The sequence below is a fragment of the Nostoc sp. C057 genome, from assembly GCF_013393925.1.
Lineage (GTDB): Bacteria > Cyanobacteriota > Cyanobacteriia > Cyanobacteriales > Nostocaceae > Nostoc > Nostoc muscorum_A.
Map to the genome: position 1 here is coordinate 1 of NZ_CP040296.1, position 16,253 is coordinate 16,253.

16 protein-coding genes are annotated in these 16,253 nt (G+C 42.1%); 9 read left to right on the forward strand and 7 right to left on the reverse strand.

Going from position 1 to position 16,253, the window contains the following annotated elements; genetic code table 11:
• The 4 genes from FD724_RS40160 to FD724_RS40175 form a co-directional block, all read left to right on the forward strand.
• Positions 1-1,872, forward strand: a 1,872-nt coding sequence (locus tag FD724_RS40160; RefSeq protein WP_256874834.1) for an ATP-binding protein, incomplete at its 5' end; no start/stop codon positions are given.
• Positions 1,873-2,036: 164 nt separating this feature from the next.
• Positions 2,037-3,380 (forward strand): pentapeptide repeat-containing protein, encoded by a 1,344-nt coding sequence (locus FD724_RS40165; RefSeq protein ID WP_179077086.1) that lies wholly within the window; start codon positions 2,037-2,039, stop codon positions 3,378-3,380.
• 245 nt (positions 3,381-3,625) lie between these two features.
• Positions 3,626-4,228 (forward strand): tyrosine-type recombinase/integrase, encoded by a 603-nt coding sequence (locus tag FD724_RS40170; protein ID WP_179077087.1) that lies wholly within the window; start codon positions 3,626-3,628, stop codon positions 4,226-4,228.
• 86 nt (positions 4,229-4,314) lie between these two features.
• Positions 4,315-5,148 (forward strand): NAD(P)-dependent oxidoreductase, encoded by an 834-nt coding sequence (locus FD724_RS40175; protein WP_179077088.1) that lies wholly within the window; start codon positions 4,315-4,317, stop codon positions 5,146-5,148.
• Positions 5,149-5,369: 221 nt separating this feature from the next.
• Here FD724_RS40175 and FD724_RS40180 read toward each other — a convergent pair whose 3' ends face one another.
• From FD724_RS40180 to FD724_RS40190, 3 genes are read right to left on the reverse strand one after another with little or no spacing between them, the layout of a single operon-like run.
• On the reverse strand, positions 5,370-5,624 hold the full coding sequence (locus FD724_RS40180) for a hypothetical protein (RefSeq protein ID WP_179077089.1): 255 nt from the start codon (positions 5,622-5,624) through the stop codon (positions 5,370-5,372).
• A 31-nt stretch (positions 5,625-5,655) separates the two neighbouring features.
• Positions 5,656-5,973 (reverse strand): DNA-binding transcriptional regulator, encoded by a 318-nt coding sequence (locus tag FD724_RS40185; protein WP_179077090.1) that lies wholly within the window; start codon positions 5,971-5,973, stop codon positions 5,656-5,658.
• Positions 5,945-6,340 (reverse strand): type II toxin-antitoxin system RelE/ParE family toxin, encoded by a 396-nt coding sequence (locus FD724_RS40190; protein WP_163937725.1) that lies wholly within the window; start codon positions 6,338-6,340, stop codon positions 5,945-5,947. Before FD724_RS40190 ends, FD724_RS40185 begins: the two co-directional genes overlap by 29 nt.
• A gap of 154 nt (positions 6,341-6,494) precedes the next feature.
• On the opposite strand from FD724_RS40190, the gene FD724_RS40195 reads away from it, so the two are divergent.
• A complete protein-coding gene (locus FD724_RS40195) occupies positions 6,495-7,010 on the forward strand; it encodes a helix-turn-helix domain-containing protein (RefSeq protein ID WP_179077091.1) in 516 nt (171 codons plus the stop codon).
• Positions 7,011-7,163: 153 nt separating this feature from the next.
• On the opposite strand, the gene FD724_RS40200 is transcribed toward FD724_RS40195, so the two are convergent.
• Complete coding sequence (locus FD724_RS40200) at positions 7,164-7,565, reverse strand: hypothetical protein (RefSeq protein ID WP_179077092.1); 402 nt, start codon at positions 7,563-7,565, stop codon at positions 7,164-7,166.
• Positions 7,566-7,899: 334 nt separating this feature from the next.
• On the opposite strand from FD724_RS40200, the gene FD724_RS40205 reads away from it, so the two are divergent.
• Together FD724_RS40205 and FD724_RS40210 are read left to right on the forward strand one after the other, a co-directional pair.
• On the forward strand, positions 7,900-8,742 hold the full coding sequence (locus FD724_RS40205; protein WP_256874835.1) for a DUF4037 domain-containing protein: 843 nt from the start codon (positions 7,900-7,902) through the stop codon (positions 8,740-8,742).
• Positions 8,743-9,140: 398 nt separating this feature from the next.
• On the forward strand, positions 9,141-9,674 hold the full coding sequence (locus FD724_RS40210) for a DUF4352 domain-containing protein (RefSeq protein WP_179077094.1): 534 nt from the start codon (positions 9,141-9,143) through the stop codon (positions 9,672-9,674).
• A gap of 216 nt (positions 9,675-9,890) precedes the next feature.
• Here the strand turns inward: FD724_RS40210 and FD724_RS40215 are convergent, their stop codons facing one another.
• Genes FD724_RS40215 through FD724_RS40225 form a run of 3 tightly spaced genes read right to left on the reverse strand, consistent with a single transcriptional unit; the run spans position 9,891 to position 11,490 of the window.
• Positions 9,891-10,127, reverse strand: coding sequence for a hypothetical protein (locus FD724_RS40215; protein ID WP_179077095.1), 237 nt, complete (start codon positions 10,125-10,127; stop codon positions 9,891-9,893).
• Positions 10,128-10,171: 44 nt separating this feature from the next.
• Positions 10,172-10,447: a hypothetical protein gene (locus FD724_RS40220; RefSeq protein ID WP_256874836.1), complete on the reverse strand. Its 276-nt coding sequence runs from the start codon at positions 10,445-10,447 to the stop codon at positions 10,172-10,174.
• A gap of 5 nt (positions 10,448-10,452) precedes the next feature.
• Positions 10,453-11,490 carry a ParM/StbA family protein gene (locus FD724_RS40225; protein ID WP_179077097.1) on the reverse strand — a complete coding sequence of 346 codons (1,038 nt, stop codon included), beginning with the start codon at positions 11,488-11,490 and terminating at the stop codon, positions 10,453-10,455.
• 255 nt (positions 11,491-11,745) lie between these two features.
• Here FD724_RS40225 and FD724_RS40230 point away from each other — a divergent pair, with 255 nt between their 5' ends.
• Together FD724_RS40230 and FD724_RS40235 are read left to right on the forward strand one after the other, a co-directional pair.
• Positions 11,746-11,943 (forward strand): hypothetical protein, encoded by a 198-nt coding sequence (locus FD724_RS40230; RefSeq protein WP_179077098.1) that lies wholly within the window; start codon positions 11,746-11,748, stop codon positions 11,941-11,943.
• A 660-nt stretch (positions 11,944-12,603) separates the two neighbouring features.
• Positions 12,604-15,663 (forward strand): DUF5906 domain-containing protein, encoded by a 3,060-nt coding sequence (locus FD724_RS40235; protein ID WP_179077099.1) that lies wholly within the window; start codon positions 12,604-12,606, stop codon positions 15,661-15,663.
• The last annotated feature ends 590 nt before the right edge of the window (positions 15,664-16,253 follow it).

The following is a 16,253-nucleotide window of genomic DNA, read 5'->3' on the forward strand; positions in this document are numbered from 1 at the left end:
GTGTTACAAAAGGGAGTGTACAGTTCACTGCGTCATCTGGGAATAATAAATATCACTAAGGCTGATACACGCATAGCTATTAGTTTAAGTTTTAGCTTGATTTTAGATCCGACTGAGCGTATGAATGATTGCAAATCTCTCAATGACTCCTTTGAAAAGCAAAACTTCTCGCTGGCTTTTCTGCTGCGGATGATCAACGGTATATCTGACCCAATTTTTGTCAAAAACCACCAACATCAGTGGATACTAGTTAACGATGCCTTCTGTAATTTCATCGGGCATAGCCGAGAAGAATTAATTGGCAAGTCTGACTATGATCTCTTTCCCAAAGCGGAAGCTGATGTGTTTTGGGAAAAAGATGAACTGGTTTTCACTACAGGGATAACTCATGAAAACGAGGAATTATTTACAGATTCTGATGGCGCAACACACTGTATCCTGACCAAAAAATATTTGTTTAAGGATGATTTAGGTAATCGTTTCTTAGTTGGGATTATTCGTGATTTAACAGAGCAAAAGCAGATAGAAGCTGACCTGCGCCGTAGTAATGCTGTGCTGCAAGCTCAACAAGAAGCTTCAATTGATGGCATTCTGATTATTGATGAAAATCGTCAAATTGCATCATACAATCAACATTTCTCCTATTTATGGCAAATTCCTGCGGCAATAATCCAGAGTGGTTCAGACTGGCAACTCCTAGAATGTGTGCTAGACCTACTAGAAAATCCAGCAGAATTTCTCGCTCAAGTCGAATATCTGTACCAGCATCCAGAGAAAAACAGCCGTGATGAAATTGTGCTGAAGGATGGACGGACGTTAGATCGTTATTCTGCGGCAGTGCGCTCGCCATCTGGAGATTGTTACGGCAGAATTTGGTATTTCCGAGATATCACAGAACGCAAACAAGCACTCTCAGACCTCCGACAGCAAGCACAAGAACTAGAAACAGCATTATACAAACTACAAAACACCCAAACTCAGTTAATTCAAAGCGAAAAAATGTCCAGTTTGGGTCAACTAGTTGCAGGTGTGGCACACGAAATCAACAACCCACTTAGCTTTATTTACGGCAACCTGAACCCGGCTGATGAATACACCCAAAATTTATTTTCACTGTTAGATATCTACCAAAGACATTATCCCCAATCAGTCAAGGCAATTGATGAGTTTGCAGATTTAATTGAACTAGATTTCTTAAGGTCAGACTTACCCAAATTATTCCAATCGATGATCATGGGAACAGAGCGGATTCGAGAGATTGTGCTTTCCCTGCGGACTTTCTCACGCTTAGATGAAGCGGAAATGAAAAAGGTTGATATTCATCAGGGAATTGATAGTACGATAATGATCATCCAAAGCCGCCTCAAGGCTACTGACAAGCGCCCGAAAATTGAGTTGTTCAAAGAATACGGCAACCTTCCCTTGATTGAATGTTATAGTGGGCAGTTAAACCAAGTATTTCTGAATATTTTAGTTAATGCTATCGATGCTTTAGAAGATTTATTGGTTACAAGTCGGTGGGCAACAAAAAAACACAATAAAACGGATAATCCCCGAATTTATATTCGCACCCAATTACTAGCGCCAAATCAAGTCACAATTCGCATTGCCGACAACGGACTGGGAATACCAGAAGATGCTTTAAAGCAAATATTTAATCCTTTTTTTACGACCAAGCCCGTTGGACGGGGTACGGGGATGGGGCTGGCTATTAGTTACCAAATTATCACAGAAAGACATGGCGGTTCTTTAGAATGCATTTCGCAACCAGGAGTTGGTGCTGAGTTTATCATTTGCATTCCCCTCATTCAACAACGTCAAATTTCTAATGGCACGGTGATGCCTTTTGGGGCGGTTAGGTTATCTTATTGACAAAAGACAGCGATGGAGTAGCAACACTCCCCTCGACTCTACCCGACCACGGTGATGCCTACCTCCCAGCAGTCCACCTAAAAATCCGAAATAATACGGCTAAGTAGTGTTTACATAGTAGAAATGGTTTATTTACTTTCTTGTCCGTTTAGTAAGCTCAACCTATGGGTGACAATAGACTAAAAATTTTGAAAGAGAGTCAGGAGCAATTCCAAAATAAAGTAGGTTCACTACGAAAAAAACCTAAATTTTGGTTTATTTCAATCACTGTAATACTTCTGATATATTTAGCAGCTTGTATAATTGCTTTACCCAAGTCTAATAAGAATGTCATTTCAAATGATCAAGAACCAGAGCGCTTAACTAAGCTACGTGAAAGTTTGAATAAAGTCAAAGCTATAAATGATCCACTCGTTCGTGAGTTTACATTACAACAAGAAGCAAAAACTTTTAATATATTGGTGAATGACTACCGACAATTGTTTCAAATTTATCGTCGAAATCAAGAAGTTCTTCCAGACTATCCAATACATCAATGGTCAATACTAGAATGGTATACTTGGTTATTTGAAAAAGTCACATCTAAGAAACGAAGTGAATTAATCAGAAATGGTTTTTTTCTAGCTATAGAGAAAGGTGTTTTAATAACTGGATCTATTGCTTTTTTGAGATGGGTTTGGGAAGCACCACAACGGAGGAAACAAGAACAGTATCAGGCATGGCAAATAATACACTTGGCAGATGGTAAAGAGGTTAGCGGTGCAAGAATACAAGCTCTTGAAGATTTAAATAAACAAAAAGTGTCTTTGGAAGGATTAACAGCCGAAAAAGCAAATTTAGAAGGAATTCATTTGGAGAAGGCTAACCTAAGTTATGCCAATCTAAGTTATGCCAAGCTAAGGTATGCCAACCTCCAGGGAACTGACCTTAAAAGAGCCAACCTCCAGGAAACTGACCTTCAGGATGCCAACCTCACTAATGCCAACCTCATTGGAGCCAATCTCACTGAAGCCAGCCTCCATGATGCCAATCTCACTGAAGCCAAACTCACTAATGCCAAACTCGATGGAGTTTGGCTATCTAGAGCTAACCTGACTGGAGTCAAACTCCAGCGAGCCAAACTCACTAATGCCAGCCTCGATGAAGCCGATCTGAGTGGAGCTTGGCTTCATCGAGCCAACCTCACTAATGCCAACCTGAATGGAGCCAGCCTCGCTGAAGGCAGACTCCATGAAGCCAAACTGTGTAGAGCCGAGCTTTATGAAGCTGACCTCACTAAAGCCGACCTTTGGAAAGCCGACCTGAGCGGAGCTAACCTGAGCGGAGCCAACCTGAGCGGAGCCGACCTGAGTGAAGCCGACCTGAGCGGAGCCAACCTGAGCGGAGCCGACCTGAGTGGAGCCAAGAACCTAATTGCAGAACAAATCAAAAATGTTGCCAAGAATTGGGAGTACGCCAAGTACGATAAAAACTTCCGCAAAGAACTAGGTTTACCACCACAACAATGATGCTACCCCCCAGCCAAACAATTCTGATTAATTCAGTGTCAAATCGTTTTAGGCTGTGGATCACAACGACTGCGATCGCGCAATCGCACCCTATTTAGTATTAAGCCAAGATGGACGTATTTATCAATTGATAACAGTTCGCAATAACTCTTAAGTGGCGCGACTCTCAACGGAGTAATGGGGCTTGTGGCGTAGTAGACTGTCCATAATATACCGTGTACACCGGACACTACCAGCAAGAGTAAATGAGGCCACCGCCCCCAGTTCGTCTACCCAACAAGCATTACAGGTCTAGAGAATACCTTACACCAAGCGAGGTGCGAAGTATTCTTGATGCTGCGCTCGATCGTAAAGCTCGTTATTCCCACCGTGATTATACACTGATGTTGCTCATGTTTCGCCACGGCTTGCGGGTGGGGGAAGCTGTAGGTAAGACGTGCGGTTTGCGATGGGATGCAGTGATGTGGGGCGAACGCCAGATTTTCATCACCAGGGAAAAGGGCAGTGACTCTGGGGTGCATCCCTTGAGAGATGATGAACTGGAATTGCTCAAAGAACTCAGAGAGATGTTGCCCGACAGCAAATATATTTTCGTTTCTGAGCGTGGTGAGGTGATGTCAACTGATGCGGTGCGAAAGCTGCTTGGGCGATTGGCGGCGCAGGCTGGGCTTGATATCAAGGTACATTGCCACATGATGCGCCATGCTTGCGGTTACTATCTGGTGAATCAGGGTTACAACACCAGGGAGATTCAAGACTTTTTGGGGCATCGGGATATCAAACACACTGAAAAATATACCAAGCTGAATGCTCGACGCTTCCTGAATTTTGATTGGGGAGATTTGTAAAATTTTGACTATGGGGATTTATTCCTACTCGACCAAAAAGTAATGATAAATGAGACATTCAGTTAATAGTAAAAATCACCACCGTTATGAAGGTATTAGTTACGGGCAATGAAGGAATGATTGGTTCGGTTGTGGAAAAAGTTTTGCGTGCCGATGGATGTGAAGTGATTGGCTTTGACATTGCAAGTGGTCATAATATTCTCAATCCCAACGAAATCCGTTCTGCACTTGTTGGTTGCGATGCAATAGTTCATCTGGCGGCCCTCCTGGGAAACCAAGAAGAAACGCCGGATGAAATCATGGCAGTCAATCTTCAAGGCACTTGGCATATTCTAAGTGCGGCAGCAGAGGCACAACTCAAACGTATCGTTTTCTTCAGTAGTGTTGATGCCTTGGGAATCTTCAAAGGTGAGAGAAAACCGGATTATCTTCCGTTAGACGACAATCATCCTTGTTATCCAGCTACTCCTTACGCTATTTCCAAGCGGCTGGGTGAAGAAATGTGCCGATATTTTACCGATAGCACAGGTATTTCAACCATTTGTCTGCGACCACCGGGTGTATTTGATCAAGAAACTTACGATTTTATTATTTCCAATCGCCAAGCCAATCCCGATTTTGAGTGGAATCCATTTTGGGAATATGGCGCTTTTCTCGATGTTCAAGACGCAGCAGAAGCAGCACGGTGCGCTTTACACTGCCCTAATCCTGGTCATGTCACTTTGCTGCTATGCGCGGATGATATTTCTTCGGCACATCGAACAAGTTTTGAATTGGCTCAATCCCTACTTCCTGAAGTAGATTGGCATGGTGGACATGAATATGAACGTGAGCCTTACAAAGCTCTTATTAACACCCAACTTGCTAAAGAAGTCCTCCAATGGGTTCCGCGTCATACATGGCGACCACGAAACAACTAAATTTTAGTTTCCTATAGAATCAGCAATAATCCTTGCTTAAACATCAAGAGGTAAGCTTGGCGATGCTGTGGCCTGTGGGCAGGGATGTCGGGAATTGTTAGTTTGGTGACATCGAAACAAACCAGCTTGTTGCAAAGCATTCAGCCTCAGATTAACCCTATCTTGAGCGCTATCACTCAACCCTGCATCACACCAAAATCGATATGATACGGGTCATGAATTTAAGGATTAGTTTTTTCATCCGGTTTATACTGAGAACGGTGTTTTGCAATCAAGATTCTTATTTCGTTCCTAACTTCACGCCACAATGAAAAATTGGCATGGATTTGCTCCTGAAAGTCATCCCCAATAAGATAAACCTGACCTTCACTATCAAATGCAATTCTCAAGTCATCTGTTTTTACAAACGGCTTGAGTTCCTTTGTTAGGTTGACAAATGTGCTAAAAACTTGTGCGACATTAGCAGAGTTAGACATGATAATAGAAGAAAATAACAAGCCAAAAATTTTAATACAGCACACTGTTTAACCCACGATTTTTGACCAAGTGCAGTAGCTTAAGAGATGCTCCACTAGGCCGCTTTTGTCCTATTTCCCATTTTTGAACTGTTGAAGTACTTATATTCAAAATACGTGCAAAAACAGCTTGACTAACTTGAGATGATTCCCGTATTTCTTTAATTTGTAATGGTTCTAGAGGCTCAATAGGAGGTAGGCATAGGTGTTCAAATTCGCGCAATGTAGTTTGATTCATTAGCCCAGCTTTGTGTAGGTCTTCTGCTGTCTCATGAACTGCTTCAAGAATTGCTGATTTCTTCTGACGCATTACAAATCACCTCTATTAACGCATTACTATTTTTTGCTTGCTCAAGTTCATCATGTGTATAAGCAAGTAATTGCTTGGATAACATTTTCAGAGCTTCTTCTTCATCTTTGTCAATGTTACTGCGTTCGTTTTTTGAAAAGCCAAAAATAAAAAACCAACGATCTTCATTATTAGTAGCTACTAGTGTCCGAAATCCACCACTCTTACCTTTCCCTGGTTTTGCTATGCGTTTTTTAAATAGTCCACCTCCCAGGTCAGCATCATAAAGCCCTGCTGCCATTTCGTTTACAGCGTTACAGAGACTAAGATTGTTTAACCCTTCCTTTCGCGCCCAACGGTCAAAAGTACGGTTTTTGTAAATTTTCATTTTCTAGTCTCTTGGGTTAAAGTATAGCACCTAGTCCTATATTTTAGGTGAGATATAGCGTAGGCACAGCTGAGGAATAATGGTTTTCTCAATCTCGCCAAAACTCGCCAATCACTGATAGGATTTTGGCGAGTTACGATATTTGGCGAGATTTATGAATAAGCAGTCAGCAGCAGATTACTTGGGTGTCAGTGTTAGGGCTTTAGAGCGCTACGTTCAACAGGGGCGAATCAGCGTCAAGTACGAGAAAGGTAAAACTCGCCCGACTGCCAACTTTGACCAAACCGAACTGGAAGCATTCAAGTCAGAATTGAACCAACCGACCGTAAAACCAGCCTTTGAATCTCGTCAAATAGCGACAGAGCAACAGCCACAGACAAGTAAATTAGTGCATTCTTCTGGCGAGATTACGGACTTTGGCGAGATTGGGGTAATTGATAAGTTATCCTCAATCATTGAAGGGCTGCTGGGCAGAGGCGACAATCAGCCAATAGTGCCGATTGCCGATAAGCTGCTACTGACTATTGCAGAGGCACAAGCGCTAACTGGGTTGTCTAGAGAATTCCTGCGAGACGCAATTACGGCGGGTTCGTTAAAAGCCAAAGTAATTGGCAAGGGTTGGCGAGTTAAACGCAGTGACCTACAAGAGTACGTTGACAAGCTGTTTTGATTCTCGCCAAATTACGACAGGGTAAATCTCGCCAGTAGCGTAGAGCATATTAGGGTATTTGAAATAGTGGCGAGATTTGACGTGATTGCATGGGAGTGCAGTCTTGAAAGCGATCGCCACCAATTGCGTACAAAATCGACACAAACCGATTTCTTATTTGCCAGATCCTTCTTGCAAGCTTTGGACGTACATCTGATAAACTTGGATGCAACGTGCTGGTTTACGCTCAAAGCCGCTTTCTGCACTTTCAGCAAAAGATTTCATGGTATCAAGATTTGTAGACCACTCGTCACCAGATGCCTTGGCTTTTTTGGTAAATGCGTAGACCATGCCAGCTAAAGTCTCGTCATTCTCAAGACACGGTTTTTTTAATTTTTCAAATTCCTGCCTGTAAACATCAATCTCCGCTGGTTGCTTTTTCCCATCCTTCAATGCCAAGACTGTTGGATAGTCGATTGTTTCTAAAGTCTTTGTAGAGGGTTTTTGTTGTGTTCGCGCCTGGACAGAACAACCGACTAGCAACGCCACTAACAGTCCTGCAAAAAGTTTTTTCATGGGGATTTCTTGTACCTGCATTCATAATGCCCATCTTTGTACTTTTTTACACAGGAATGCAGACAAACTCACCGTAGATAAGAAGAAGTTATTTAAAAAGCCTCAAAGCCTGATTCTCTTGTGTGTAGATAGAGAAGGCGATTGATAAGCCAGGATTAACTAACCCAAAAACCCGACAAGCGGCAACGAAAAATCAATGCTTTAGGGGGAAGATTCCACGTAATGGCTCATTCGTGTAATACTGCATGAATCACAAGCCAAAACGATAAGCCAACTATAAAATTTACGGACTATAATTTCCAACATGACTAAACACAGCGCATGGCGAATTTCGTTGGCTCAGAAAATCGCTCCTGCTTTCATTGCTAACCCGAAAGTGGAAGCGTGTTTTGTGTTTGGCTCGGCAGCATTAGGTATTTCAGACCAGTATTCGGATCTTGAGTTGGCTTTTATCTGGTCACAACTGCCGTCCGTCGAAGACTTACAAGCCACAGCACAAAGTGTTGGTGTCAAAGGGTGGGAAATTGAGCCGTATGGGGCAGCGAAACAGGCATGGTTGGAGCAATTCTACCTATACGATATGAAAGTCGAAGCAGGTCATTGGGCACGAGATACGATCAACAGCATCGTGATTGACGTTGTTGAGTGTTATGATGTATCGCAAAACGGGCTTGTGTTTGAGAAGCAAGCAACAGCGTTTAATCTTCAACACGCAATTGTTCTTTATGGCGAAGATATTATCAAACATTGGCAAAATCGACTTTCTCATTATCCTGAAGAACTCGCTGTAGCAATGGTTCAGAAGCATCTAAAATTCCGCCCGTTCGATGGTCAGCAAATCCTGACCGAACGCTTTGAGATTCCGATGCTGTACGAAAACAACTGCACCATTGTGCGATGGCTTCTCAACTTGCTGTTCGGGCTAAATCGCATTTATCATCCCGGCTTCAAGTGGACACGTTACTTTGTTGAAGAAATGAACATCAAACCGCCTGATTTTTTTTCGCGGTTGGAGCGCGTTTTCCAATCTGATGCAGCAAGCGGAACCCGTGAGTTGCGACAACTCTCAGAGGAAACATTCGACCTTGTGGAGAAGCACTTGCCGAGGGTTGACCTCACACAGCAGCGTGAAACTTTCAATCGGCTTTATCCGAAGTGGAAGTTGCCTGTTCAGTGACTAACCTTAGATGTAACTAACTGCAAACATCCAGAGATAAAACTGCAATCAAGGTAATTTTGAAACCACATTAATTTGCAAATAAAGGGTGGTCGCAGAGATTTGATATTTTCCGTGCGGTTTACCTCCGCAATATCATCATATAAGTCAATCAAGGGCTTTCGTCTGTTTGGGTAGCTTTACCTCTATTCTCAATTACACGATTGGGCTAATACGTGTAATTGGCGATTGAAAGTGCTTCAACAAGAGCCATGAGAGAATGGCACTAAGAACGCTATATCTGCCCGGCTAGGATATATCCGCGCTTGATATAAAATTGAGTAACAATTTTTGGGAATTATAATAACGAACCTCTCAAAAGGGTTAAAGAGGTTTAGATATATAACCAGAGTGCAACCATGAATAAATTTAAATACTTATCTATTGCAGCATTGCTAATTATCATTTCTGCCTGTTCACCTTCGCAACAAACCAAATTAGAGCTTTCGTCATCTCAAGCAAATACTGTCGATGCTACTAACCTTGAACCAGTTTCAAAAGCAGTTAACGGTAAAGTTAATCAGAAAGGTTGGGAAGTTAGCGTCACAGGCGTTAAATATGCAGGACAGAAAATTCAAGGGAAGTACAGTACATACGAAGCAGCTGAAGTTTGGACAGTGATTTCTTTAACTGTTAAAAATACAAGTGCAAAAAGACAACGAGAGGATGATTCATGGTTCTTTCTTGTATCCTCAAAATTAGTTGACTCAAAAGGCAACAAATACGATTTTAAAGACAGGGAGATAAAATATGATACTGATTTGTTAAGTAAACCCTTCTCTCCAAATGAAGCTCGTTCTGTAGATTTACTGTTTGACACACCTAAAGGAATTAAGGCAGATAAACTTCTAATTGAGGATAAAAATTTTAAATCTATCCCTTTTAAACTTTAACTGACAGTAATATGTACTTAGAGGTGCGCCATTTTGATATCCTCAATTTGTGTTTTTTCGGTTGCAACAAAAAGGCGTTTCGTGTTTCACGTTTCACACTGTGGTCATACCGTTTCCCGGTTGTTGTGAGGCTGAAACATTGATGCAACCGTTGAAACAGTTTCATGAAACGTTTTGTGAAACACTACCGCGTACAACTGCCAACAATCATGTTCTTCAAACTTGGGAGTAGAACTCGATATTTAGGATTGCTTCGTGAATCTCCATCAAGGCTTGGACAGCATCACCTATTTTTAGGTCATTCGATGTACTGAACCGTTCGGAGGCTTCGATTTGTTTGTAATTGGGAGATGCTTGCACAAACCTAAGAATCTGTTCACAACCGAGGATGATAGTCATGATTTCGGTTGTTGTTAGGCTTGGCTGTGTCTGCACGGTGTTTTGGTCGTTCATGACTTCTTTCCTTTTCTTTGAGCTTTTATCGGTGCGGTTGGGGCTTAAAAGCTCCCCATTGGGGCAAATTTCTTAGCTTGTGATGATGGCTGAGGTTTGATAGATGGTGGCTGAAGAGCGCTTTGTGTAGGCGTTTGAGCTACTAGAGATGACTGTATAGGTAGTTGATGTGAGTGCTTTAAGCAATTAACTAGACAATCACCGTAATTGACTAACAGTAAGGTAAACAGTTGAGAGAGGTTATCGATTCCAGTCGCTTCTAAGATTTCTTCGGCTTTGGGCTTGTACTTGGGATTGAGAACAATTCTTGTTTGCGTCATTGGCATTACTCCTGATAAGCCATTGCAATGATGTTGAATAACTGCGGCGATGGGGCAATCTTAAAGCGATCTCCAGAAGTCGCACAGATAGGGGCGGCGATATCTGCACTCCCGCCTACAATCAAGACTTCTCCCAACTCTGGTAGGTGTTGCGCCCACTTCGAGCGAATTTCTCTCCGGGCTGACTCTACCCACTGGTCACAGGCTTTTTCAAAGATGGAGGAGAAATCAAGCTTGTCTGTCCCGTAGAGGCAATCACCACGAGAGATCGCGTCCATGATGCCCTGTAAACTGGGGCTGTAATCGAGAGAATAAACTTCTTTCATCTCTACCGCTACTTGCTGGGCGAGTGCCTTGGTTCCGGGTAGAATCACCTCCGCATCATGGATCATGGTTCCGTTCGGCGTGTAAATTCGGGCTATAGCCGTGCCTCCCCCTAAATCCCAAATCGCGTTTTTCGCATCTGGAAAGCTGAAAAATCCTTGATTTAAGGCGTAATGAAATGCTGGCTCAGTCTCATCAACTGGGACAACTTCACCCACGGTATAGGTGATGTATTCGCCATTGCGTTTAAATTCTTTGGTCAGTGGGTGGTTAGCAATTCGCTTCACTGCGACTACATCATCATCATTGAGAGTATTGGGCAGTGCCACAATCATCTGCTGAATGTGTACGGCTGTTTGTCCGGGATTTGGCTGGATTGCCGCTAGTGCCAGGATAGATGCTAATTGGCATTTATCTGTTTGGAAAGTCGGCTCACCACCTAACTCTTGAGCTAATCGCCCAATTACAAAGCGTTTACCGTCAATTTCAATCAATACTGACTGGTCATCGGGCTTGAGCCGTTTCCACTGGTATTCACTGACTTCTTTCACGACACTAAGCAGACATTGCACAACGTTATTGGGGTCAATCCATTTCACAAAACGGTTGCCACCGTCAAAAACTACTCGCGGTCTTATCTGTCCGTGTTGTGGACTTACTTTCCCGTTACTTGGCGGATATGATAAGCCGTAAACTGGCTGGATATATGCGTAATTCATGGTTCAGATTTTAGAGTTAATCCTTTGATTGATAAGCGTTTGCGGTCAATTCTAGGCGGCTACTTTGTCCAACTACCTATTTATCCTTGGTGTGGCATTTCACGCGCTTCATCGTCCGTTTTGCGCTCATATCTATACAATAGCATAAAATCCTAAATAGGATTAAAGGAGTATAGGATTATAGGGTTAAAGCTGCTTATATAAATATCAAAAGAATAAAGAAAAAGTTATAGTTAGGATTAAAGGATTTTAGGAGTGCTTATAGTGACCGATACAAAAGACCACACCTTTATTCGATGCCGTGTATCGACAGAGATGCACGCGCAATTCAAAAGCAGGTGTGCGACTTTACAGCTACGTATGGAAGATGTGGAAAGAGCTTTGATCAAATGGTGGATGGAACTACCTGATGAGGAAGCACAAAAATATAAAGAGTCAATATCTAAAAACTAAAATAGTTTTTATCCTAAATAGGATTACAATAACCAATGAGAGATGAGAGTGATTGCGACTACTCAATAAACACCGTCTTTTAGCGCTGATTTAGTAGGATACCAACTTTATACTGATTAAGTTGGTATAAATTTATTAGCTGAATTAATTGAGACAAAATTGATACGTAGAACACTTGTTAAATAAAAATAAATAATTTTAATTATTCACTTCCTTAATTACTTGATAAATAGGAAGAATTTTGATTTTCAAATAATATATAAAAAGCTTGAAAATTTTGATGTATAAGACTTTGAAGCTAAAAAAATAAATTTTTAAAAATAAAAATTTGCAAATGAAATATCCAAATTAAGGAGATATCAGCTATTATGAGATGAAACTACACCTGTAGTTTCATCTTTTCTCAGTGTTACATCAGCAGATATACATAAGAAAAGAATGCCTCCCCAAGACTCAACTTGTTACAAGCAAGTTGTTTAACAGTCCTAGAAGACACCCCGTAAAATTTATCTCTATTAAATTTCTTTATAACCTAATGTTATCAGTTCCTAGTACTTCTTACAACTTCCTACAACGGGTTTAACGAGAAATTTGATTAAAATTTTGGTGAATCTTCAGGGGAGGTAAAGCCCACACAATTTACCTCACAAGGATTTCACAATGGTAGCCATTTTAAAAGGACATGAAACCGTTGGCGGCTCAGTTATGCCAGAGGCGTTCGCCTCCTTCGACATCCGAAATTTTCAAGATCAGCTAGAACCAGCCAAAGAAAAAGGCAAGTACATCTGCCCCGTTTGCGGGGGGCACAACTTATCTATCGTCCCAGAAACCGGGAAGTACAGATGCTTCAATAATTGTGAGTGCAAGGACATCCGAGAGGCAATCAAACCTTGGGATGAAGTGCTGGCAGAGCGACAAAAAACTAATTTCAGTGTAGCACCTAACAAAAACCCAATCAGAGTTAAGACGGTCAAGCCCAACCCAACCCCAATTCCAGATGGCGAATTAGGTTTGGTAATGTTGACCGAGCCAGCAACCAATATTCCCCAACCTCAAAAATTGAGGAGTAAGCGAAAGGGCATCCCCGGAAACGCAACCGAAACAACCTATCAATACTCCCCAACCCAATGGATTGACCGTTACGAATGGGCAGACACCAGTAAAGAGAAAGGTTATGACAAGAGTTTTCGGCAATGGCATAGACTCCCCGACGGTACACCAGAGATGAAAAAAGGCGATTTTCCTTGGGGAGCATATCGCATTGATGAAGCTCTAGCTGCTGCTAAATCAGTAAATGTCACCCCGGCGCTACTCCAGCATGAAGGCGAGGGATGCGTAGAAGTTGGTCGCGCACATGGTCTTGCTGGGATTACGTTTCAGGGCAGTGGATGGGATACGAAAACCATCACCCCAGAATACCAACGTGTTAAAGATTCAGGCATAGGATTAATCGTTTTTCTGCATGATGCTGACGACACTGGCTTGAAAAAACTCCAAACCTGCCAAGACTGCGCCGACGAAGTAGGAATTTCATTGATCGGAATTAACCCTCACGACATCTGCCCCGATTTACCATATAAGTCAAGTGATATCAAAGAAATCTTGGGGCAGATGGAAACACCAGAATTTATCCGCAGGTTAGAGCAGGAGATCCACGCGGCTGTGGCAGAGCGTGAGCAACTGGCAAAGCTGCAAAATTTTGATGATCCTTTAAATGATCTTGATCCAGTTGTCAGCTTCATTCAAATTGCTTTCAAAACTCTCTATGGCGATAAGAGTTGGATTTGTGCTGCGGATAGGCTCTACTGGCATACTGGCAACCACTACAAACACTCTCCTGATGACACAGAGCGTAGACGAATCACCAATTTTTGCAATTCCTTTGTAGTTGAAAATGAGCAAGGTAAAAAATCCTATCCTTACGCTTCACCCAGTTCGGTTAAGAAGGTTCTAGAGTGGGCGAAAATGCGAACAGGGATTGAGGCAGAATTACTCAATCCACCAGGGATTAACTGCACTAATGGGATAGTTAGACCCGTTTGGATAGGTAATAAGGTTATTCCACGGCTAGACCCTCATACCCCCGAAGATTACTTTATTTATGAACCGTTGATTGAGTACAATCCAAACGCTGATACTACAGATTGCGACCGATTACTTGAGTGTTTGGATAGACCCCAGCAAGAAATTCTTTTGAGGAATTTAGCCGCATCCATTGACCTTGCAACTGTTAGGAAGCTCAGAGGAAGAGAGGTAAAAGCAATTCTGGCAGTCGGGCTAGGCTCCAACGGTAAAGATGCTTTGCGCGAGTGCGTATCAATCATTTACGGCGAAAATGGACTAACTTCTGTCTCTTTAGCAGACTTCCAATTGTACGACGAAGGCAGGAAGTTTAATCTAGCTCCGTTGATGCACAGCCGAGTGAATTGGGCTTCTGAGAATCCGCAAACATCTAGGATTGATAAAATCCAAAGTTTAAAGTTGTTTGTCACTGGTAACAAGTTGCATTGTGAACGGAAGGGTAAAGACCATATTGAGTTTACCCCTGAAGCCATAGGTCTTTTTAACTTAAATGAAACGCCAGCACTCCAAGGGGTAATGAAAGCAATTCAAGACAGGATTGCAGTTTTGGAGTTCAAGAAAACCTTTGAAAAAAATCCTGACCCTAACAACCCAAATGAATTACTAGCTGATCCCCGCTTTGCTTACGACAAGGAATTTATCAGAACGAAAGTAGCCCCAGCATTTCTAAATAAAATGCTGCAAGCACTTAATGACCTGATAGAAGAAGGCATTAATTACGAATGTACAACTGATGCTTTCTACAACCTTCAGAAAGAAAATAATCACCTATTTGACTTTATAGAAGCCGCAAACTTATGTTATGTCCCTGATAAGGAAATGACTGCAAAAGAGTTATGGGTAAGACTGGAACATTACTACACTCAAACTGGCACATTAACTATAGATTCCGATAACAACCGCAGAACATGGAGCGAACAGGTTAGACCCAGTGACAAAAACGTAAAGGGTATCAACCAAGTCATCGCCAGAATCGCTCAACTCTTCCCCAAGGCTGTCAAGGGAACTAGGTACTGTGACATTGCTAAAAGAAACATCCCAGTACTGAAAGGCATTGGCATTTTGGAAGTTACCCGCACCACTTTAGACGAAACCCGCACCACTTCCGCACCACTTGCCGCACCAGAAACCTCGCAAAATCAAGACTTCCGCACCACCCGCACCACTTTTTCAGATTTACAGGAAAAAAACATTGAAGAGTCAGAGATGAAAATTGAATTGCTTTCTCCTCCAATGAAAAAAGAAGAATATGCCACCTCAACTGGTGCGGGTGATGCGGAACCCTTGCCAGATAAGGAAAACTGCTGCGGGGAGTCCTGCGGAAGTGGTGCGGATCAACTAGAAAGTGGTGCGGGTATGCCAACTGAGGATCAGGCAGCGATCGCCGCGCCAATTACATCCGATACTGTTTTGGTAAAAGCTGAGGACGATAACTTATACTCACTGTTGCAGATTGAAAAAGACGGCGGGGACATCGCAGGGTTTGTTGGTTGCCAAGTAGAAGTGCGATCGCTTAGTGGTGCGGTCAAGTTCGCGGGTGAAATGATTAACTGTGACCCCAAGAATGGAATTGTGACTGTGGACACCGAGCAAGGCAACCGAGATGCGATTTTATGCGAGACGTTTGTAATTGACTAAGGAATATTCTCTATGAGCGAAAAAGCTAGATCCTTATCAGATGTTGAATAGCTTTCTTTATTAGTACCCAAACGCGGGGAGCAAACTTAACCTTTGTAAATGCTTGTGCCAGTTGTAATGCCGACCGTTTAGGCTGACTGCTACGTAAGAAGTGCGCGGTAGAGAGTTAGTCGAAAAAAACTTCGTATACGAACTAAAAACTTACCCCAATGGCTCAATTTTGGTAAAAAAATGTATTATCAAAAATTGGCTCCCATTATGGCTGATTTATGGCACGCCAATGGCATACCTTTGGCAAATGAATGGAATTTTGAAACATTTTTTATCAACTAATTATCACTATTGAGAATTAGGGTTAAAACTGGCTCCCATAATTGCACACCAATGGCAGGGCTATGGCAAATAAATGGAATTTCACCTAAATTCCGCATTTTTAAATATCACAGTGACATTATGCTTTCACGGAATAATAATATTAATTTCTGACCACAGTACGCCAAATTTGGCTGAAAGTTTTTTTGAAAAAAAGTGATGACTTGAGTAAATTTCAAATCACTTTCATCAAAAATAACTACTAACCAACTACGTTA